Here is a 21,461-nt window from a genome sequence, read left to right as displayed (position 1 = left end):
CACATAGCATCAAGCGCTTCAGGCGACCGTCTTAAACATAATATCGACGATTTTTGTATATCCACCTAAATATACGAAAACGAGTATTTTAAACGGTAAACTTAAAATCATCGGCGGTACCATCATCATCCCGAGGTACATTAAAAGTGTACTAATAATCAAATCTATAAATACAAACGCTAAATAAATGAACATCCCTGTTAGTAAACCTTTTTGAATTTGCGTTAACGTAAAGGATGGTACGAGTGTAAATAAGGAAAGATCTTTCAAATCTTTCGGCAACTCTTCTCCGCGTACTTTCAGCATCATTTTCAAATCATGCTTATACGTATGCTTTGACATATATTCTTTCATAATAGGAGCTGTCGTTTCCGCAGCTTGGCTTACTGTTATTTTCTCTTTCGTCATCGGATCCCACACATCGCTCTTCAGTTGCCCGAGTACAGGCTGCATCGTAAAGAGTGATAAAAATAATGCAAGTCCAACAAGCACTTGGTTTGGTGGTAAATTCATTACCCCAAGTCCTTGACGTGTAATCCCAAGAACGATCATAAAATAAGTAAAATGTGTAAATAATAGAACGATAGAAGAAGATAATGATAAAAGGGTAACGAGCGCAAATAGTTGTACACTTGAATTACTCGTAAACTCTTTTCCATTTTCGAAATTAATAAAACCGTTCGGGGCCGCATACGCTGGATTTACAAAAATAATTGAAAAAACGATAGAAAATACGAAAATAACGGCTAATAATGATAACTGTTTCTTTATTCTCATGATGGATCCTCTACTTTTTTCGTTTCAGTCTTCACCGCGTCTTCTAGTGCTTGTTGAAACTGATTTCCTGTTCCGGTTAATTGCACAGACTGCACACCGTTATTACTAATAACAGTGAACACTTGCTTTCCGTCCACTTCAAATAAAAAGGCACTCGTTTGATGATTTAAATACACGCCGTCTTTTACTTGAATATGGCCATTTTCACCCTGCTTAAAAAACTGCTGTTTGCGCGTCTTTTTCGTCATATAATATGCACCGTAACCGAGCGCACCAAACAGTAAAACGACTTGAAATAAGGTCGTCATATACGACATATGACTCCTCCTCTACTCTTTATCTTGCATTTGACTTTGCGCTTTCATAAGCGCCGCTTGTTTCTTGTCAGCTTCAATTTCAGAAATGATAATACCGAATTTCTCGTCCATTACGATTGCTTCACCGATGCCGACTTTCATATTACTTAAATACACATCTACTTTATGTCCTAAGTTTTTCTCTACTTCAAGAACATCGCCAACTTTTAACTGCTTTACATCACCAAGCGTAATAGATGACTTTCCAAGCTTTACACCAAGTTCAATCGAAATATCTGAAACAGTATCGATATGTGCTTTGCCTGCTTCATTTCGCTTTCCTGCAAAATCTTCTAATCCCATTAATGACACAGGAGATACTTCATGCTTCATATGGATCCTCCTACTCTACAAAACTTTTAAATAGAAGCGCCTTACGCGTTCCATCTTTTCCAATAAAACAATTAAATTTATGCTTTCCATCTACATAACCAAGTAATTCATCCGAAACTTTCGTATGAAGCGGAATAATATCGCCTTCTTCAATTTGTTCAATCTCACTCATTGTCATTTTCTGCTCACCAATCGCAACGTGAACAGGTTTGTACACTTGATTTACTTTCACTTCCACTTCAGACGTATACTTCCTACGTTTGTCTGAAGAATGTTCGACAATATTTTCAGACGTTAACTTATCCATAATTTCTTCAACAGATAAGAACGGAATCCCGATACGCACCGTCGTATTCCAGAAATCTGTTTTCATATTTACGTTAAGTAATGAAATTATATCGCTCGCTGTCGTAATCTTTAATGCATTCGGATCTGTTTCCGTCGTTACAAATTTTGGTTCAATCGCAACAACACTTTCAAATGATTGCTCTAAATTTTTACAAAGAAGCAAAAATATATTATCAAGCGTTAAAAACTCAAATGCTGTTAACGGTCTGCGCATCGTAAAGTTACGCTTACTATCTCCGCCAAGCCAACATTCATGAATATAAATAACGAATGCTAAATCAATCTCAATAACAATTTCTCCAAGCTCTGGTAAACCGAGATCAATCACACAATATAAATAATAATCTTTCGGCATTTTCTCCACATACTCACTCGTAAATGGAACTTGCTCAACTGTTGAAGGCTCTAGTTCAATTGGAATACGCATACGCGCTGATAACGTCTGTGACGTCTGTTTTCCAAACGTAGAAGCAATCGCTTGCAAACTACGTAAATGCTCAACACCGAACTTCTCTGGTCTATTAAAATCATACTCTTGAAATTTCTCTTGCTTTCCTGCTTCTTGTGCGAAAGCTGGCATTTCCTCGCCTTCATTTACCGCCTTCAGCAGGGCATCAATTTGCTCTTGGCTTAATTTTTCGCCACTCATGACAATCCCCTTCCCTACCTTTTCAATTCAACGATTTCAACGTACATCTTCCCATTCTTCGTCAAAATCTTTCCGGTTCCAATCTCTTCATTCTCAAGCATAAGACGCACCGTATTTTTCGTTGAATTTTCAAGACGATACAATGTACCTTTCGTAATATGAAGCAGATCTTCAATTTTCTTTTTCGTATTTCCGATTTCAAAATAAATTGTTAACGGAATATCATCTTGTAATTTCAAATCTAGCCAACTCCCATATCATGTTCACGAAAATTTCATGTTCTCTCTATATATGAAACTCCCTATTTTGAAACGTCGATATTTAATATTTTTTTAATATATCCTTGCGTTTCTTTAAATGGCGGCACGCCTCCGTACTTTCTCACATTCCCAGGACCAGCATTATAAGAAGCAAGCGCCAATACTAAGTCGCCATTATTTTTCTTTAAATAACCGCTTAACTCTTTCACGCCACCTTCAATACTTTCAGCTGGTGAAAAGGGATTCTTCACACCCATCTCCTTCACATTCGCTGGCATAAGCTGCATAAGTCCCATCGCACCGGCATGTGACACCGTTTTCGGATTAAAATTAGACTCTACTTCAATCATTTTTTGAATTAACGTTTTTGGAATTCCGTATGTACGACTTACACGATCAATAATATCCTCATACTTCCCTTCATTGGAAGAACGTATTTTTTGAATATTATACTTCTTCGTTAATCCCCACGTATCAACAGCCTCATTTTTCGTTTCTGGGAAACGTCGTTCAAACTCTTTTTGCGCAACTTGCACTTCATCTGCTTTCTTCGTTTCAACCTTTTCTTCAGGTTTACTCGCTTCCTCTACTTTATTAATAGTTTCTGCCGGTTTATTAACAACCGCTTCTATTTTCGTAGATTGTACCGGCTGACTCATATCCTCTACTTTTGCCGGCTGCGTAGTTTCTTTCGTCTCCTTCGCAGGTTCACTCTGCAACTTCTCTTGAAAACGACTACTAACAAATGCTTGTGGACTACTTAGCTTTTGCTGAATTTGTCCTTTTTTATATGCAAGCACTTCTTTTACTATATTTCCAACTATCATAATATCACCTTTTCGGTAAACAAAGATAATCTAATATTAGAGTTTTTTTTTAAAGTTTGCAATAATCCTTTTAATAATTATGTAATAAAAAAATGAATATATTGTTAAACTGTTATTTTTTTATATTTATTAATTCGAATTTTTAGTTGACACCCGTTGTAGCAAGGATTACAATAAATCTCGAAATTGATTTTTTCGCATATTACCGTTTTTCAATTTGCAGAAAAGTCAATATAAAAAAATGGGGGTTTCTTAACATGAGAATTAATACAAACATTAACAGCATGCGTACTCAAGAGTACATGCGCCAAAACCAAGCTAAAATGAGCAACGCTATGGACCGTTTATCAAGCGGTAAACGTATCAACAACGCTTCTGACGATGCAGCAGGTCTTGCAATCGCAACTCGTATGCGTGCACGTGAAAGCGGATTAGGTGTTGCAGCTAACAACACACAAGACGGTATGTCATTAATCCGTACAGCTGACTCAGCTTTAAACTCTGTATCTAACATCTTACTTCGTATGCGTGACATCGCTAACCAATCTGCGAACGGTACGAACACAAAAGAAAACCAAGGTGCACTAAACAAAGAATTTGATGCATTAAAAGAACAAATTACTTACATCGCTGAAAATACACAATTTAATGATAAAAATTTATTAAATACTGATCAAGTAATTAACATTCAAACTCTAGATTCAAGTGAAGGTGCTAAACAAATTGGTATCCAACTAAAAGGTGCTAACCTTAAGGACTTAAAAATTGATGATTTAAAGATTGAAGATGCAGCAATTCCTCAAGATAAAATTGCTGACCTAGGAAAATTTAAAGACGCAATGAAAACCTTCGAAGCTGATTTTGGAGCAGCAACAGATGAAACAGCTAGAAAAAAAGTGGTTTCAGATGCTAAAGCTCAATTTGACAAAGTAAAAGGTTTATTTGATGGAACTAAAGTGACTGCATTTGAAAATGCTATGACAGCTGTTAAAACTGCTGATAGTGCTGATAACACAGCGGAATTTGCAAAAGTTACAGAAACATTGAATGATGTGACTTCACAAAACACTTTAAAAGCAATCGACAAAATTGACAATGCTCTTAAAACAATCGCTGACAACCGTGCAACTCTAGGTGCTACATTAAACCGTCTTGACTTTAACGTAAATAACCTTAAGAGCCAATCTGCTAGCATGGCTTCAGCTGCTTCTCAAATCGAAGACGCTGACATGGCGAAAGAAATGTCTGAAATGACTAAGTTCAAAATCTTGAACGAAGCTGGTATCAGCATGCTTTCTCAAGCAAACCAAACTCCACAAATGGTTTCTAAATTATTACAATAAGCCATTTGAGTTAGCTTCATGAATAAACCTCTCTGCTTGCGGAGAGGTTTATTTTTTCTATATAGATAGATTATTTATAAAACTTTCTTTTTTATGTGGAAGAGAGCATCTGCGATGCATAGAAGCGCTCAGTGCTTACCTTGATCCCCTCTTATGTTAAAACACAAACAGTAAATAAGCGTAAGCTCCTCTATCCTTCCATAACTGTTTATTAGATTAAAAGATACTAACTATATCAATCTATAAGGAGTGTCTATTATGCGTATTGGTACGAATGTTTTAAGTATAAATGCTAGGCAGTCGTTGTATGAGAATGAGAAGCATATGAATGTGGCGATGGAGCATTTGGCGACTGGTAAGAAGTTGAACAACTCTTCGGATAATCCCGCTAATATTGCAATTGTGACTCGTATGCATGCGAGAGCAAGTGGTATGCGCGTGGCGATTCGTAATAATGAAGATGCGATATCGATGCTTCGCACAGCCGAAGCTGCCCTTCAAACTGTGACGAATATTTTACAGCGTATGCGTGATTTAGCCGTTCAATCCGCAAACGGTACAAATTCAAATAAAAACCGTGATTCACTTAATAAAGAGTTTCAGTCTTTAACAGAACAAATTGGCTATATTGGCGAGACGACTGAGTTTAATGATTTATCCGTATTTGACGGTCAAAACCGCCCAGTTACATTAGACGATATCGGTCATACAATAAATATGACGAAACATATTCCCCCTTCCCCTACACAACATGACATCAAGATTTCAACAGAACAAGAAGCAAGAGCGGCAATTCGTAAAATTGAAGAGGCTTTGCAAAGTGTGTCACTTCATCGTGCCGACCTTGGTACAATGATAAATCGTTTACAGTTTAATATTGAAAATTTAAATAGCCAAAGTATGGCGTTAACAGATGCTGCATCTCGAATTGAAGATGCAGACATGGCGCAGGAGATGAGTGATTTTTTTAGTATGGTTTCACAAGCAAACCAAATTCCGCAAATGGTCTCTAAACTACTACAATCATAAAAATTTATCTTCCATCTTTGGAACGATTCCATACAAAATAAAAGGGAAATACATATAAACTATGTATCTCCCTTTTATTTTGTACCCAAATTTTATTACTGTGTTACCGTCATAACTTGTCCGCTACGGTCAACCATTATTTTCATTTTTCCGTCTTGTGCATTATATAGCCCGAGTTTATGTAATTCCATTTTACAATCTTGTACGAAAGTTGGTAATTTACGAATTTGATCGATATCAGAACTTGTAATGAAATGAATTAAAAGCTGCGTCATACCTTTAATATCTTGTACAAGCTCTTCTTTCTCTCGTTTTAGCCTTTCATTTTCTAGTTGTAACGACTGCAATTCCACCTCTAAGCTACGTGTATTCTTTGCTTCTCTAAAACGCCCTGCCGCCATGCTAGAAAGCTTATAAATACCTTCCATAAACTGATGTAGTTCGTCTTCTTTCCTTTCACTACATTGATTAATTGTTTCAAAGTTATCAACGATACCAGATATAACTGTTACAAGATTTTTTTCATCCTCTTTATGCTGGATTTCTTCTTTTAATTCGTACTCGTTTTCTTGTTTTCTTGCAACGATTGTCTCTTTTACTGGTATATATTTTCGCTTTCGTCCTGGTTTTTGTTTTTCAATATTTTCAAACGGCATTTCACGTTTTTTCAATTTATAATACGTATTTTGCAATTGACTTTCTGTTTTTGGAAAAAGATTTAGTTCATTTTTACTTACGTATTTTGAAATATTTAAAATGTTTAAACCGTGACGTTGACAAAATTGATACACTTCATACAGTAGCTCTAGTTCAGACTTCAGCCATGTAATTGCTGATTTTTCATATGCTCGCATCCCGCCATTTTTTTCTATATCTATTTGAAATAATACCATTCTATTATGTAAATCAACTAATTCTTCATACTTTACTTGGAATTCTTTTTCTATTTTTTTTAATTCCACCTCTAGTTGCATATCGTTCATTTTATTATTTGACATGTTTTGTAAAAGACCTAATACATTAATTGCTGTGTGGTGATACATAATCTGTGCCACTCCCCCTCATCCTTTCACAATTCTCATCTGACTCCCATGTCTTTTAAGAAAATAGCAATTTTTACATATCCATATTATAACAGTTCGAAATTATCTGTCAAATAATTAACATACAAAAATGTATAGAAAGTATAAAAATTTGGAAAATGTTTTTTTATTAATATGTAAAATTGCATATTAATTACATTTAATTATATTATATGGTATTTTGAATATTTTTTCACCGAAAAAATTTGCGTTACCACGAAATGTTACTAAAATAACCCTCGAAAATACGTTAGCTTATATTTTCAAATCAAAAATCTTTATTTGAAGATTTTTTCATACATACAGCGCCAAACATCTCAGAAACCTTTCATTTTTCTGCCAGGTTAGAGTATAGAATACCAAAAAGGAATTAGCCAATGCTACATATGGCTAATTCCTTCCTCTCTCTAACAGAATAGAGTTATAAATCCAGTCTTCAGATCCTCAATCAAAGTCTCACTTCTTCTTACCTAAACTTCATACCTCTGAACTCACATCGCATGAGACTCTATTAATCACTAAAAACTTACTTACATAAGTAGTTTCCCCTATTCCTACTAAATAGAAAAATGTTATACACCAGCTCTTCTACTTACCTATAACCACTCCATATCTCTGGTCTCAACATCGCATAGGGCTCTATTAAGCACTGACCGCTCAACACTTAGCTAGAGCTTCTATTCTGGCTAGATAGAAGCTTTTAAAGCACTAACTTATCAACTAAACCAATTAGCTCTTGAATATCTGGCTTACTTACTTGAGCATTTGCTCCTACAGCTTCACCTTTATGGAATAATTCATTTGTAATTAATGAAGAGAAAATAATGACTGGTAAACGATTCATTACTTCACTATCCTTAACCACTTTCGTTAAATGATGTCCATCCATTTTTGGCATTTCAATATCCGTAATTAGCAGGTGAATATGTTCAAACATTTTTTCGCCTTGCTCTTTCGCTAATTTTTCAATTTGTGCTAACGCTTCCGCACCATTGCTGAAGAAGTTCATTTTTGTATATCCAGCTGATGATAATGTTTCTTCTAATATTTGGCGAAGCATCGCTGAATCTTCTGCAATATAAATTACTTTTTCAGCTCGATCTGTTTTTTGTTCTAACCCTGCAATTGATTTATTGTCATAACCAGTGCCGCTAATTTCACATACAATTTTTTCATAATCTAATAGTAAGATGATTTTGCCATCTAGTTTTACAATACCAGATGTCGTTTCTTCTAGTCCCATAGATAATGAAGCTGGTTCATCAATTTGTTCCCATGAAATACGTTGAATACGATGCACTTCATCAACGCGGAAAATAACTTTCATTTGGTTTAATTCTGAGATGATAAATTTCGTTTGATCAAGTGGCTTTGTTGACTTTAAATTAAGAGCCATTGCTAAGTTAATAACAGGTAAAATTTCACCACGTACTTGAACAACACCTTCAACTGCATGATGAGATTCTGGCACAGTTGTAACAGGGAATGGATTAATGATTTCACGTACTTTCATTACATTAATACTAAATAGGTTTTCACCAACAGTGTACGTAACAATCTCTAATTCATTTGTTCCGCTTTCTAATAAAATACTTTGTGCTTGTGACATAAAGGTGTCGCTCCCCTTCCATTAATTCCGTATATCTAATTATTAAGCTTTATAAAAGCGAAAAAGTCAACTACCTATATAAAAAATATAGATAGTCGAACGATTCATTTTATAAAAAAAACAATTAATCTTGTATAAACGAAGCAAGTGCCTCTAATAACACTTCTTGTGCTCCTACAACTTCCGTCGGCATTGCTTCCCATTTTTTCGAAAGCTCGGTCTCTACTCTTATTCTCAGCTCAGAATTCATTTCTGCTAGCACATATTCTTTCGTTGCTATATCAACATCCAGTAGCGCGAGTGCATATAATTCCGGGTCATTTATTTTTTCGAATAATCGTTTTAATACTACTGGTGCTATATGTTTTAATTTTTCAATATGAATTTCCTTATCCGAAAATAGTAACTCATACTGAATAAACGTAACATTTTCTTTAATCACTTTAAAATAACAATTATTTTTTTTATCATTCACAAAATAACCGTTTGGATCTGCAATAATACTCTCTACTTTACGAATTAAATCTGGCAAACTATTCGCCGCCATTACAGTCCGCTGCTCAACCTCACTCGGCGAAATGAATGTAACGCGATACTTATTTTGCGCCATCCTCCTCACCTCTCCTTTTATAGAAATTCAGTCTAATTGTATACTACAACTACCTTAAATTAACTTAAAACTATTTTATATTACCACTTCTTACACTACCATACTACTCTAGTAACGCTACATATCTCTGGTCTTACACATCGGTCGGGACTCTATTAGGCACTAACCGCTCCAAAACATCGCCAGGTCCTCTCTCAAAACCTAAAAAGTGCTTTTAAGAACCTTTCAATAACTCTATGTTATTAAACCAAAACGCTATCTGCTGATCCGTAATATCAGGCAACATAACAAAAAACTCACGACACTTCATCTCATCCTTAAACAGTTGATACTTCCAAACGCTATCGCTACCAACACTTATGAAATAAAACTCATGGATACGGCCAATGATTGCTTGTTTTTCGCCAAATGAATACGGAGGCACTTGCTTAATTTCAAATTGATCTGGTAAATATACATGCTCTTCTCGTTCTATTTTTAATACTTGCTCGGCAAGTTCACGTTTATTTTCGAAAAAAGGCAATTGTAAAATTCGCTCTTGTCTTGTCATACGAATAAAAAACCCTTTCTACTCCATTACATTTTTTCATTACGATATATTATCGAATTAAGTTTACAACTTCATTTAATACTTCATCTGAAACTTTAATTACTTTCGCATTTCCTTGGAATCCGCGTTGGTATAACATTAAGTCAACGAACTCTACAGATAAATCTACGTTTGCACCTTCTTGTGCACCACCACGTACTTTACCCGCACCGTTTTGACCAGATGCACCAAGAGCTAAAATACCTGTTGTATTCGTCGCTGTATAGTTACCATTACCTGTTTTCATTAGTCCGCCTTCGTTCGGGAACATCGCAACAGCTAATTGACCTGCAGATTTCATACTTCCATCAGAATATTTTACCATCACATATCCACCGTCAGCAATGAAGCAATCTTTAACCGTCGCTGCTGCTCTACCATCTACGTCTGTTACTGATAATGTTTTATCTGTTGGATGGTTTGTTAAATGACTTAAGTCTAATTTTATAGAGCCGCCATCAAATGGAATATTGGCCCCTTGCTCTTTCGGATTTGGATTTCCAACAGCATCAAATGTCATATTACCACCTGCACCTGGAACATCCTTAAACTCTGTTTCTTTTTTCGAGTCATTACGCATTTGTACTTTATATGTATAATTATGTTCACTCGTTTGTTTAAACTCTACACGCATTGTCCATGTATTCCCTGCGTTATCATATACAGGTAAATCTTGTGTAATTTGTTTTTCACCAGTTGGAATATTCCCTTTAATTGTCCCTTTCGATGTTCGAATACCACCAATTGCTGTTCCCATTGGAATTTGCAACGGTCCTGGAATTCCAGATAAATCAACTTCACCAGTTGCCTCATTTGCAGGGTATGCAAATACGTATTGACCTTCAGTATTCGTAATATAGTAATCTGAAGATATCCCAAACGTACCTTTACGAGTAAATTCCATATTCCCGCCCTTTGAATCACCTACAACGAAGAAACCATTACCTTCCATTGCGGCTTGTGTTTTGCCACCTGTTAACGTAATTGTACCATCACTATAATCCGTAACCGTACCACTCATTTTCACACCGTTACCAATACTTTTCGGATTCGTTCCTGCGTATTTACCGTCACCTTTTGCACCAATCGAATTGTTATATAGTAAATCATCAAACATTGCTTTTTGTTTTTTATAACCTACTGTTTGTGCATTGGCAATATTATTTGAAGTTACACTTAATGCATTTTGTGTTGCATTCATTCCTGTAATACTTGTATATAACGCTTTAATCATAACGTATGGACACTCCTTATGAATTTGTAGTTTTTACTTCTTCAGTTACTTTTTGATCGTCTTTCTTTGCGTCTTCTGGGTTCGTTTCCCCAATCGGTTTATCAGACACTCTCTCAACGAAACGAAGAGATACAACTTTATTATTAATAACAAGCTGTACATCGTTATTTTCCGCAAGGCGAACCGTTTCTACTTGACCGGTTACTTTGTTTCCGTCACCGTCAACACCTCTTACGTATTTCCCTAAAAACTTCATTCCACCATCAAGTGCTGTTGAATACATCGTTGATTGCAGCTTATCTACTGCTTTCGTCATATTCTGTACTTGTTCCATAAGAGATAACTGCGCTGTCTGATTCATCATTTGATTCATATCCATCGCATTAAATGGATCTTGATGTTGGAAACTTGATAAAAACAATTTTAGGAAATCATCTTTCCCCATTACCCCAGGAGTCTTTTGCGCTCCTGCAGAAACTCCATTACTTTGTTGCACTGGCGATTGTACACCATTAACAGGTACATTACTTTTTTGCGCTCCTGTTTGTAACGGAATATGATTTGTACTCGTTGTATTTAATCCAACTGTTGGCACGCTTTATTCCTCCAATAATCCCGCAAATTCTGTTGATTGTTGTTTTTCATTTGTATTTGCTAATTTCTGTTTTTGCCTTTGCTCTTGTTCTCGCTGTTCTTTACGATTTTCATCTTTATCTGAATAGCTAATTTGAATGTTTATTTCTTTTTCTTTTAACTTTAATTTCAATTCATCAAAAATGATTTCAACACGTTTTTTCGCATCGTGTTTTTCCATTTCTACGTGAACGTCAATTTGATCTCCGTGTTTTTTCATAAATACTGTTAATGTACCAAGTTTTTCTGGATTTAACTGGAATAAAACACGTTCTTGTTTCACTACAAATTTTTGCAGCGCTTCTACTTGCGCTTCCATTTTCTTTCCTAAGTCAGGTAATGAAACTTTCTCAGCACCACTATTTGATTTCCCTATGTGTTCGGTACTCGTCGTTTTATTTAATAACTCTGCACCTGTAGAGCTCGAATCATTTAATGCATCAACCTCTGGCAACTCTACCTTTGCATCATCGCTCTCACCTTTCGGAAGATCTACGTCTTTAAACTCTTCTTGTTTCTTTGCAATATTACAAGTTTCTGTTTCTACAACCTTCAATGCTTGCATCGTTTGCTCCGGCATCTTCATTTTGTCTAATACCATTTGCATTGTATCTTCTAAACATATAGCATTTTTGATATTCATATTTGAAAGAAGTTCTTGTAATTGTTGTAATTCAGCTGCAGGTAATTCATTAAGTTTAATATTGCCATATTCTTTATATAGCTCTTGTATTTTTTGTATGTATTGATATAACAATTCCGGCTGCACATGTAATTGCTCAATTGCAACCATTTGCTCAGATACAGCTAATAACAACTGTTCTGTCTCTTTTTTTTCTTCTTTCTTTACAATAGGCTCTTCTTTCGTTACCGATTTTTTAGAAAGAATATAATCTTTTTTCTCTTCTGTTGGTGCTTCTTCTCGTTTCGTTTTCTCCGTTTTCGGCTGTTTTTTATTTTCCATTCTCATCGTACGATCGAATGAAGAATCTTCATTTTTTGATTGTATTTCTAGCCCTTTGTCTTTTTGCGGAGGTAAACTTTGTTGCACCGGTAATACAGACTGTATCACTACATTCACCTCATCCATTCATACACATTTTCAAATCCAGAAGCATTTTTTCTTCCAGCTTTTCTTGTGCTTTCGCAAGCTTTTTGCAATTTTCTTGATACATCTCATCAATGACACGTTCTTTTTCTTTTACTTGCTCTAAAAGGCTTTCATTTTTTTGAATAAAACCTTCCGTTTTTTTAATTTTTCGATTCCATTCTTCTATTCTTTCAGGTGAAAACGTATGTGAAGAAAGCATGCCAGCCATAATACGTTGCCCAGTTTGTACGACTTTACTACGCGATTTCACAACATATAAATCATATTCTTTTTTTTGTTCTATTTTTCTTTTTTCAGCTGTTAATTCATACACTTCTTTTAAAATATGTTCTTTTTCTTGATTTATTTGCAATTTTATTGTGTCGTACTGCTGTTTATCCACCTGTTTTCATAGCCCCTTCCTATTATAACGTTCTCCTTTTCTATTATATAGTTTTTTTCCAAAAAAATCTGTGAAATATTAAAAAACAAAAAAATAAGACCTCTTGGGCAGAGGCCTTATACTATATGGTGTATCGCTTCAACGATATCATCAAATTGGAAACTATCCGATCGACCTTGCTTTAAAAATGTATTTATACCTTCTACTTTATTTTTACATTCAAAAATATAAGCATTTTCTTCATTTTCTTGAATCGTTCCTAACTTAAAATACAATTCATTTTCTTTATAAATTGATAAAATTTTTCTCATTTCATTTGCAAGTTGCCAATGATGTGGCGACACGATTTCTTCCATAATCCTACTTACTGAATCTAATACTGAAATTGCAGGATAATGACTAAGCGTTGCAAGCTCACGCTTTAATACAATATGTCCGTCTAAAATACCACGTGCTAAATCTGGTACAGGACCATTTAAATCGTCCCCATCAACAAGCACCGTATAAATACCTGTTATAGATCCCTTTTGCGTTTTTCCGGACCGCTCTAACAGCTTCTTCATATAACTTTCCATTAACAGTGTTTTACCACCAATCGGTAGCTCTTTTACAGCAATATCCACGCTTCTACGGGCATCGGCAAAACGAGTAACAGAGTCCATCATAAGTAATACGTTATTGCCTTGATCACGGAAGTATTCAGCAATAGACGTTGCGAGTTTCGCTGCACGAAGTTGCATAAGGTGACTTTCATCTGACGTCGCTACAACAACGACGCTTTTTCGCATCCCTTCCTCGCCTAACTCTTTTCGAATAAAGTCTTTTACTTCCCGACCACGTTCTCCTACTAAACTAATAACGTTTATATCAGCTTTTGCATTTTTTGCTATCATTCCAAGTAAAGTTGATTTACCAACACCTGACCCAGCAAAAATACCAATCTTTTGACCTATACCAATTGTTAGCATAGAATCAATTGATTTTATTCCTGTTTCAAATACATCAGTAATCTCTTCACGTTCAAATGCATGTATAGGCGGCGCATCTAATTTTATTTTCTGTAATGGCACGTTTTCAGCGTCCTCATTTAACACTTCACCATTTGCACTTAACACTTTTCCGAGTAAGTGATTACCACGTGGTACAACAACATCTTCTGAAATTAATGTCACTGAATCTCCATAACATACTTTTTCTGTCTGTTCAAATGGAAGTAGCATATTATTTTCTTTTTCAATGGCAATCACTTCACATAAGACCTTATGTTCTCCAACGAAGCAAACATCTCCAATCTTCGCTTTCGGCCCTTTTGCTACGAAAAACTGTTCTTGTACACTATGAACTTTGCCTACTTTCGTATACAGTGGTGTTTCAATGAACTTATTCCATTTTTCGTTCTCATTCATTAACAGACGGCTCATACATTTTGCTCCTCAAATAGCTTCTCTTCTTCCCATTTCTGACGAAGTTTCGCAAATATAGGTGCAAATTTAAATTCAAAGAACTCTTTCTCTTCTTCCAGAACAAATTCACCAAACTGCAGGGAGAAATCATATTTCCATTCTACTAATTGTAGCAACCAATATTCTTTCGTATTTTCCTTCTCTTCTTGAATACGTTCAAACGTTTCTGGATGTACTGTAATGATTAATTTTTCAAACGAAGTTGGCAATGTTTGCACGATGCCAGTTAAAATAGGTAACACATCAAGCAATCGTGAATCTACCGCTTGATTCACGATTTTTTCTGCTAGATGAAAAGATTGATCCCATAATAACTCTGTCCATTCATATGCTGTTTCTTGTTGTTCTTTTTGAAACTGCACACGCGCTGCTTCCATCTGTTCCATTTGTTCATGAATATGCATTTGAAATTGTTCTTTATCTTGTAATAACTGCTGACGCTCTCGTTCTAGCATTTGTTGCTCTTGCCTTAGCTGATTCATTTCCATATGTAATGATTCTTGCTGGGCGCGAAGTTCTGCATGATCAGCTTGTAATTCTTCCTCTTCTATTTGAACTGAAGCTGGTTTTGGAAATTGTAATTCATACGTTTCTTCAGAAAAAGAAACAGAATTCTTCGGAATTCTGTTTTTAAATAAGGACATCCTCTTCACCTCTTTGAACGATAATTCTTCCTTCTTTCTCTAGCTTTTTCACTGTACCAGTGATCGTTTGCTGCGCTTTTTCAGCATCCGTCATCTTAAGCGGTCCTAAGCCATCTAATTCTTCTAGAATCATCTCTTTACGGTTTGAAGACATACATGTAAATAGTTTCTCTTTAATTTCTTCTTTTGCAATTTTAAGTGCTTTCGCAAGAACACCGTTATCTGTAATTTCTTCTAATACACGGCGAAGCGCAAGATCTTCAAGACCAAGTAAGTCTTCAAAGACAAACATATTTTCTTTAATTTTCTCAGATAACTCATAATCGACTTCATCCAGCTTTTGAAAGACTGTTTTTTCAACACCACGTGAAACATTATTTAAAATGTTTACGATCGTTTTCAAGCCATCAGTTTTATTAATTGCACTGAATGCCATATTATTTAATTTCGATTTTAACAACTCACCAATTTGATTAATTAATTCACCATCAACTTGTTCTAACTTCGCAATACCCATTACCGTCTCTACTCGTTTATGATCTGGCAATCTCTCAATTAATTGAGACGCAAGCTGCGGTTTAATATAAGAAGCGATAATTGCAATTGTTTGTGGTGATTCATCATTAAGCACTGTAAGAAGTGGCTCTAAATCTGTAAGTGAATTTAAGAACTCAAACGGATTATCTTTGTTATACCAAAGGTCTTCCAATAATTTTTCCAGTTCGTCTTCTGGCATGTTTTTAAATATGCGACGAATGTATTCTTTATCTGGAGTGACTAAGTTCAATTCTTTTACATTTAGTTCATATAAGAACTCTCCTAGTACATTTTCTAACGTTTCTGGTTTATATACACGAAACTTCGCGATTTCACGAAGTAATACTTCTTTTTCCTCAGCTGTCATATATTCAATGACTTTTGCTGCCACCCCTTCTTCTAATGTACGAATAAGGATGGCAGCTTTTTCTTTGGAGGAGATTTCATCTAACATCGTTGTTCCTCCCTTACTGTCCGTTTAGCCATTTTTTAATTACTTTTGCAGTACCTTCTACATGTTCTTTCGTAGCATCCTGCACTTGTTCATCTAACGTTGGTTCTTTCGGTTCTTCTGGTTCAGGTTTTGGCTCTGGCACTATTTTTTCTTCAGGAATTTCCAAGATACTTTCATTACTTGCAGCAATTTCATCTTCTGCTAAGTATTCTTCATATTCCTCTTCTTCTTCTTCTTTCTTTCTCTTACGTCTTGCTAATAAGAACCATACTAGACCACCGATCGCTAATAAGCCAGCTGTAATTCCACCGAATAACCACCAGTTCATGCCACTTTTTTCTGGCTCTTTCTCTTTTTCGACTTTCGGCTGATCGAACTGAACAGTTACAACGTTAACTTGACCATTTATAAAGTTACCGTTCGGATCAGCTTGAAGTCCTGCCGCTGTTCCGATTGCTTCTTTAAAAGTTGTCATATCCATTCTACGTTTTACTAGCGTATCATTATCTACCCATACAACAACATTTGTTTTCGTTAATTCTGGGTGTTTCTTAATTGTTTCAACTGTTTTATCTATTTCATAGTTTTCAATTTTGTTACCATTTTTATTATCATAGACAACTTTACCATTTTGATTATTGTTCGTACCGTAGTTTGGCACTTCACCGTTCGCTGTAATACCAGCACCTTGCTTCGTATCTGTCCCTTCTTGCGCAGTAGAACTTTCCTCTTGCTCTTGTTTACTACGAAGTACACCTTTATCACCATACTTTTCTGACTGACGTGTAACTTCATCGTAGTTTACAGATACTTTCGTATTCACTTTATATTCATTCGGTTTAAACATCGTCATTAACGTTGCATCAATATCTTGCTTTAATTTACCTTCAAGTTGATGCTGCATCTCTACTTCTTTCTCATAAGAAGAAGAACTACTAGAATGTGCTTCATCTGTCCCTTTTGAGATAACACCTTTTTTACTATCAATAACGCTTACTTCTTCTGCCTTTACACCAGGAACTGCTGCACTTATCATTTGCTGTATACCTGCAACTTGATCAGCTGTTAACAATTGGCCACGCTTCACTCCAACCGTAATCGCCGCTGTTCCTTTTGCTTTTTCTTCATCAAAAATCGTCTCTTTTTCAGGCAATGTAATTTGAACATTTGCCGTTTCAACTGTCGCAAAGTTTCTTACAATATCTTGCTCCAATTGCTTCTTCGTACCGACAATTTGCTTCATTTTTTTATCTTGCTCACTTGAACCGAGCGAGCTTTCTAATAAAATTTCCTCACCGCTTTTAGAATTAAACGGTAAGCCCATCCCATTCATTTCTTTTCGAACCCATGGAGCATCATTCTTTTGCACACGAATCGAACCATCGGCCGCTAATTGATAATCGACACCTAACTTGGATAATTCTGCTGTAATCTCTTGTTTATCTGTATCATTTAAATTTTGATATACAACAACATATTTATCTGGCAAGGTGAAGTATAAAAGTGCTCCTGTTACAATCGCTAAAAGCGCAGCACCAATTACTAACTTATGCCACGTTTTTAACGATTGGATAACATTTTTCATCTTTTCCATTTAAACACACCCGTCCACTTTCCTAAATTTGCATATTAATTAGTGACTTATAATTTTCAATAAGATTATCACGTACGAGAGCAGCTGTTTTCATTTGAGACTCAGCTTTCTTTTGCTGAATTAAAACGTCATGTGTTTCTCCTACCCCTTTAGTTAGTAAATCATATACTGCTGTTTGCGCATTGTTTTGCGTTTGATTCATATCTTCCAATAAATCAATAAACTTTTTCCCCTCAACTACAGATGTTTGAGAAGTTTTCGGTGCACCAATTGACTGAATTGCTCCAAATGGTTGTGTATGTAACATTGGTTGGATTTTCATATTACTATCTTCCCCCTTATCCTCGGCCGATTTCTAAATCTTTATCAAGCATTTTTTTATTTGCATTTAATACACTCGTATTTGCTTCATACATTTTTTGAGCAACCATAACATTCGTCATTTCAGCAGTTACATCAATATTTGGATAACGTACATATCCTTCTTCATTTGCGTGCGGATGCGTCGGATCATACACTAAATTTTCCGTTTTGTCTGCTTCAATACTTTTTATCTTTACTCCGTTAGTAGGAGCCCCATCTAGCATACTTGCAAAACTATTGTTTGATTCTAGCACCACACTACGACGCTCATATAAATCTGTCCCCGGAGCCGCCGTCGTATTTGCATTTACAATATTGTTAGAAGTAACTTCCATCCACTTTCTCGCTGTCGTTAGCCCTGAGCCACTTGCATTAATTGCCTGAAACATCCGTTGTCTCTCCTTCTACCTTTAACGTCCGCGTGCCGCTTGGTTAATTGCATATTGTGTATTAATTGCGTTAATTGAAATACCGTATAACTGATTTGTTTTCATTAAATCTAGCATTTCTGTCGTTACATCCACACTATTTCCGTCTTTATTCGTTTGCATTGATTTTGTTTGAATCTTTGCATATGTATTTTTCGTATTTACTGTCGGCAAGTGCATTTCATTCGTTTGATATAAATCTGGATTACTCTTTAAATCAGCCGCATTGTTTTTATATAATGTACTACTTTTATTCATCTGCTCAGCAAATGTTACATCTTGTGCTTTATAGCCAGGTGTATTTGCATTTGCAATATTACTAGAAACAGTATTTCGTTTCGTCACTAAATAATTCATATAATGGCTTACATCACTCACTAAATCTGGCATATTCCACACCCCTTCTTTTCTAAATTAATGATCCACTGATAGAAGTTTCACTTCATTATTTATTTTCTTATATGCATTTATTAAAATATTTACTATTATGTACCCCTACATATTTTATTCCATTTTTCCATTGTTGTCTTTAGAAAAATACAAAAATATAAAAAAGAATGCAAAAAACTGTATACACACAGTAATCTATACAACATTTCAATATATGAACTATAAACTAAAATCCATTTTTCTATTATTTAGATTACTATTATTTTTCATCACAGTCATAAAATGAAACCTCAATCAGCGGAGTTCTTTATGTAAATGAAGGAATAGACCCCCTTTTAAAAGGGGAATCTGTTTCCAAACGTTATTATTAATATTTACCGTAAAATGAATTAGCCTTCATTCGTCCATCATTTGTCATAATCATTTCTTCCAAAATCTTTTGCTTATCCCGAATATGCTGTGCTGCCTTAATAATGAATGGGCTTACTTCTGCTGCAACTTGCGTACGCGTTTCTTCATCCAATGTCATCATCCAGCGATTTAACATCTCACTCTTCTCAGCAAACTCTCTGTCTGACACTTGCAATTCACCGATTTCATTAAAACAGCTGACAAACGTCCGATAAATATCATTGTTCATTTTCAAGTGCTCCGCGGTAACCGTCTATTAAATCTTGTAACACTTTCACAATTGCATCAATATCTTTCGCTTCACGCGTTACTTTCATCGTTTGAATTTGAATGCTAATCCAATCGTATAAACCATATAAGCTATCATATAAATCTTTCGTAATTTCAGGATTCAATTGAAGTTTTAATTCTTCAAAAATACGTTCTAACTTTTCAAGAAGTGCGTCCCCTTCTTGTAAGTTAAAAGTATGTAAAAGTTCTTCTAAATTACGAAACTCTACAATACATCTTTCATAAATAAAAATTGTATTTTTAATCGGATTACTCGTCATAATATCATTTTGCATATAACGTTGCCATGCTTGCATATGATCACTTCCTCAACTTTCATTAATCATCACTTTTTTGTTTTGTCATTGCTTTAATTGTTTTTAGTTGGCTATCAAGCGCCGCCAATGTACTTTCTAGCTTTTGATACTTCTTCACAATTTCATCTTGCTTTTGCAAGTTTTGCGTTTCAATATCTTTAATCTTTTTATCTAAATCACTTACACGTGAATCAATGTTTTTTACTCTCTCGCCGACTACACCTTTATCACCGAATAGTTTATCAAGTGGCTCTTCCATCATTTTTCCTAAACCGTTAGAACTAAAGAAAAATTGCTTCGCTGCATCTGGCTTTTCTTTTAGTGCTTGTGTTAATTTTTCATCATTAACTTCCATCGTTCCATCTTGCTTTAATTGAATACCGAATGTGAATAAATAATTACCATCTTGAGAAAATGTTACGACATTGTTCATCGCCTGACGTACACTTTGCATAATAGCTTGACCTTGGAAAGCTCCACCTTTTCCAGCAAAGATATCTACTGTAGAAACAGCTTTATTATAATCAGCTACCATTTTTTTAATAACATTCGATGCATCTGTTACGTTTGAATCACTTACTGTAAATTTTAGATCTATACCTTTTGATTTTGGATCTGTTGTACCAGCATCTGGCGCTCCTTCTACTTTCGGCTCAGTTACCTTTAACAATTCAATTTTCACACCAGGAAGAGCTTCAATTGTATTAGTAGAACCTTCCCCTTTGATACCATTAATAGTATACATAGCATTTTGTGCTTCATTGATTGTATTGAGCGCTGTGCCATCCGCCTTAGCTAAACCCATATCTTGAAATAGTGTAGATGTGTTCCCTTCAAACTTAATTACTCCATCTGTTCCTTCTTTTTTCGAGGTCATGAAAATTTTATTTCCAAGTGTATAAGCTGATACGCCATAATCTCCATCATTAATCTTATTAATTAAATCTTTATATGTCATATCAGTTGTTACTTTTAATTCTTTACCGCCTAGTTTTAATACTTCATCTTTAGGAAGCTTCGCATTTATATCTTTAATGTCATTTGAAGCTATTTGATGACGCTGTGCGAGCTGTGTAATCGTCATATTAAAAGTTCCTGCAATCGCACCACCATCAGCTTTTACATTAATATAACCGTCTTGTGTTGTCGTTACTTTTTTCTCATTCCCTTTAAAAGCCGCTAAGTTTTTAAACGTTTGTGTAAAAGAACTAAATTCTGATTTTAAACTTGTATATAGTAGTTTATCATTTGTAAGGTCGTTCTTTTCTTTCGTATATGGTGTTTTTCTCATATCTAACGCTTGTAGCTCTAATTCTACTAGGTTAGAAGTATCGATCATATTATTTCCGAGGTTCCAAATTTGTTGTCTACCGCCAATACCTGTCATCGTTGTTCCTGCCATTGTTCTCACTCCTTAT

Annotated in this window: 26 protein-coding genes; 2 read left to right on the top strand and 24 right to left on the bottom strand. The window is 35.2% G+C overall.

Going from position 1 to position 21,461, the window contains the following annotated elements; translation table 11 throughout:
* Nucleotides 1-18: 18 nt before the first annotated feature.
* The 6 genes from MHI26_RS08570 to MHI26_RS08545 form a co-directional block, all read right to left on the bottom strand.
* A complete protein-coding gene (locus tag MHI26_RS08570; protein WP_001220582.1) occupies nucleotides 19-777 on the bottom strand; it encodes a flagellar type III secretion system pore protein FliP in 759 nt (252 codons plus the stop codon).
* The gene (locus tag MHI26_RS08565) at nucleotides 774-1,094 is read right to left on the bottom strand and encodes a hypothetical protein (RefSeq protein ID WP_000121178.1); all 321 of its coding nucleotides are present in this window, start codon (nucleotides 1,092-1,094) and stop codon (nucleotides 774-776) included. The genes MHI26_RS08570 and MHI26_RS08565 overlap by 4 nt, the downstream gene beginning before the upstream one ends.
* A gap of 12 nt (nucleotides 1,095-1,106) precedes the next feature.
* On the bottom strand, nucleotides 1,107-1,466 hold the full coding sequence (gene fliN, locus MHI26_RS08560) for a flagellar motor switch protein FliN (protein ID WP_000680010.1): 360 nt from the start codon (nucleotides 1,464-1,466) through the stop codon (nucleotides 1,107-1,109).
* A gap of 10 nt (nucleotides 1,467-1,476) precedes the next feature.
* A complete protein-coding gene (gene fliM / locus MHI26_RS08555) occupies nucleotides 1,477-2,463 on the bottom strand; it encodes a flagellar motor switch protein FliM (RefSeq protein WP_000012361.1) in 987 nt (328 codons plus the stop codon).
* 14 nt (nucleotides 2,464-2,477) lie between these two features.
* A complete protein-coding gene (locus MHI26_RS08550) occupies nucleotides 2,478-2,702 on the bottom strand; it encodes a flagellar motor switch protein FliN (protein ID WP_000775712.1) in 225 nt (74 codons plus the stop codon).
* Nucleotides 2,703-2,764: 62 nt separating this feature from the next.
* Nucleotides 2,765-3,550 (bottom strand): lytic transglycosylase domain-containing protein, encoded by a 786-nt coding sequence (locus MHI26_RS08545; protein WP_061666842.1) that lies wholly within the window; start codon nucleotides 3,548-3,550, stop codon nucleotides 2,765-2,767.
* Nucleotides 3,551-3,807: 257 nt separating this feature from the next.
* Here MHI26_RS08545 and MHI26_RS08540 point away from each other — a divergent pair, with 257 nt between their 5' ends.
* Nucleotides 3,808-4,893, top strand: a complete 1,086-nt coding sequence (locus MHI26_RS08540; protein ID WP_001222350.1) for a flagellin N-terminal helical domain-containing protein — start codon at nucleotides 3,808-3,810, stop codon at nucleotides 4,891-4,893.
* A gap of 258 nt (nucleotides 4,894-5,151) precedes the next feature.
* Nucleotides 5,152-5,922 (top strand): flagellin N-terminal helical domain-containing protein, encoded by a 771-nt coding sequence (locus MHI26_RS08535; protein ID WP_061666843.1) that lies wholly within the window; start codon nucleotides 5,152-5,154, stop codon nucleotides 5,920-5,922.
* Between the two features lie 95 nt (nucleotides 5,923-6,017).
* Here the strand turns inward: MHI26_RS08535 and MHI26_RS08530 are convergent, their stop codons facing one another.
* The 18 genes from MHI26_RS08530 to MHI26_RS08445 all read right to left on the bottom strand — a co-directional run bounded on the left by MHI26_RS08530 (nucleotide 6,018) and on the right by MHI26_RS08445 (nucleotide 21,445).
* Nucleotides 6,018-6,965: a DNA-binding domain-containing protein gene (locus MHI26_RS08530; RefSeq protein WP_061666844.1), complete on the bottom strand. Its 948-nt coding sequence runs from the start codon at nucleotides 6,963-6,965 to the stop codon at nucleotides 6,018-6,020.
* 739 nt (nucleotides 6,966-7,704) lie between these two features.
* Entirely contained in the window at nucleotides 7,705-8,613 is a 909-nt protein-coding gene (locus MHI26_RS08525; RefSeq protein ID WP_000075943.1) for a chemotaxis protein, read from the bottom strand.
* A gap of 124 nt (nucleotides 8,614-8,737) precedes the next feature.
* Entirely contained in the window at nucleotides 8,738-9,223 is a 486-nt protein-coding gene (locus tag MHI26_RS08520) for a hypothetical protein (RefSeq protein WP_000068302.1), read from the bottom strand.
* A 214-nt stretch (nucleotides 9,224-9,437) separates the two neighbouring features.
* Entirely contained in the window at nucleotides 9,438-9,773 is a 336-nt protein-coding gene (locus tag MHI26_RS08515; protein ID WP_000198165.1) for a DUF3964 family protein, read from the bottom strand.
* A gap of 49 nt (nucleotides 9,774-9,822) precedes the next feature.
* A complete protein-coding gene (locus tag MHI26_RS08510) occupies nucleotides 9,823-11,046 on the bottom strand; it encodes a flagellar hook protein FlgE (protein WP_000588320.1) in 1,224 nt (407 codons plus the stop codon).
* A gap of 16 nt (nucleotides 11,047-11,062) precedes the next feature.
* Nucleotides 11,063-11,641 (bottom strand): flagellar hook assembly protein FlgD, encoded by a 579-nt coding sequence (locus MHI26_RS08505; RefSeq protein WP_001143485.1) that lies wholly within the window; start codon nucleotides 11,639-11,641, stop codon nucleotides 11,063-11,065.
* Nucleotides 11,642-11,644: 3 nt separating this feature from the next.
* Nucleotides 11,645-12,751 (bottom strand): flagellar hook-length control protein FliK, encoded by a 1,107-nt coding sequence (locus MHI26_RS08500; protein WP_061666899.1) that lies wholly within the window; start codon nucleotides 12,749-12,751, stop codon nucleotides 11,645-11,647.
* A 10-nt stretch (nucleotides 12,752-12,761) separates the two neighbouring features.
* Nucleotides 12,762-13,172: a hypothetical protein gene (locus MHI26_RS08495; RefSeq protein WP_000360860.1), complete on the bottom strand. Its 411-nt coding sequence runs from the start codon at nucleotides 13,170-13,172 to the stop codon at nucleotides 12,762-12,764.
* Between the two features lie 116 nt (nucleotides 13,173-13,288).
* Nucleotides 13,289-14,593 (bottom strand): flagellar protein export ATPase FliI, encoded by a 1,305-nt coding sequence (gene fliI / locus MHI26_RS08490; RefSeq protein WP_061666845.1) that lies wholly within the window; start codon nucleotides 14,591-14,593, stop codon nucleotides 13,289-13,291.
* Complete coding sequence (locus MHI26_RS08485) at nucleotides 14,590-15,279, bottom strand: FliH/SctL family protein (protein WP_000051697.1); 690 nt, start codon at nucleotides 15,277-15,279, stop codon at nucleotides 14,590-14,592. The genes fliI and MHI26_RS08485 overlap by 4 nt, the downstream gene beginning before the upstream one ends.
* Nucleotides 15,266-16,270, bottom strand: coding sequence for a flagellar motor switch protein FliG (gene fliG / locus MHI26_RS08480; RefSeq protein ID WP_000883364.1), 1,005 nt, complete (start codon nucleotides 16,268-16,270; stop codon nucleotides 15,266-15,268). The genes MHI26_RS08485 and fliG overlap by 14 nt, the downstream gene beginning before the upstream one ends.
* 13 nt (nucleotides 16,271-16,283) lie before the next feature.
* Nucleotides 16,284-17,864 (bottom strand): flagellar M-ring protein FliF C-terminal domain-containing protein, encoded by a 1,581-nt coding sequence (locus MHI26_RS08475; RefSeq protein WP_061666846.1) that lies wholly within the window; start codon nucleotides 17,862-17,864, stop codon nucleotides 16,284-16,286.
* A gap of 22 nt (nucleotides 17,865-17,886) precedes the next feature.
* Nucleotides 17,887-18,186 carry a flagellar hook-basal body complex protein FliE gene (gene fliE / locus MHI26_RS08470; protein ID WP_000701672.1) on the bottom strand — a complete coding sequence of 100 codons (300 nt, stop codon included), beginning with the start codon at nucleotides 18,184-18,186 and terminating at the stop codon, nucleotides 17,887-17,889.
* A 16-nt stretch (nucleotides 18,187-18,202) separates the two neighbouring features.
* On the bottom strand, nucleotides 18,203-18,616 hold the full coding sequence (flgC, locus tag MHI26_RS08465; RefSeq protein WP_000484685.1) for a flagellar basal body rod protein FlgC: 414 nt from the start codon (nucleotides 18,614-18,616) through the stop codon (nucleotides 18,203-18,205).
* A gap of 21 nt (nucleotides 18,617-18,637) precedes the next feature.
* The gene (gene flgB / locus MHI26_RS08460; protein ID WP_061666847.1) at nucleotides 18,638-19,045 is read right to left on the bottom strand and encodes a flagellar basal body rod protein FlgB; all 408 of its coding nucleotides are present in this window, start codon (nucleotides 19,043-19,045) and stop codon (nucleotides 18,638-18,640) included.
* Between the two features lie 367 nt (nucleotides 19,046-19,412).
* Nucleotides 19,413-19,685, bottom strand: a complete 273-nt coding sequence (locus MHI26_RS08455; RefSeq protein WP_001058090.1) for a hypothetical protein — start codon at nucleotides 19,683-19,685, stop codon at nucleotides 19,413-19,415.
* A complete protein-coding gene (locus MHI26_RS08450; RefSeq protein ID WP_016077910.1) occupies nucleotides 19,675-20,043 on the bottom strand; it encodes a flagellar export chaperone FliS in 369 nt (122 codons plus the stop codon). The genes MHI26_RS08455 and MHI26_RS08450 overlap by 11 nt, the downstream gene beginning before the upstream one ends.
* A gap of 22 nt (nucleotides 20,044-20,065) precedes the next feature.
* Nucleotides 20,066-21,445: a flagellar hook-associated protein 2 gene (locus MHI26_RS08445; RefSeq protein ID WP_061666848.1), complete on the bottom strand. Its 1,380-nt coding sequence runs from the start codon at nucleotides 21,443-21,445 to the stop codon at nucleotides 20,066-20,068.
* Between the last annotated feature and the right edge of the window lie 16 nt (nucleotides 21,446-21,461).

The sequence above is a fragment of the Bacillus sp. FSL K6-1218 genome (genome assembly GCF_038006445.1).
Lineage (GTDB): Bacteria > Bacillota > Bacilli > Bacillales > Bacillaceae_G > Bacillus_A > Bacillus_A thuringiensis_S.
The sequence above is the reverse complement of the archived record's forward strand: the minus strand, read 5'-3'. Positions and strand labels throughout refer to the sequence as shown.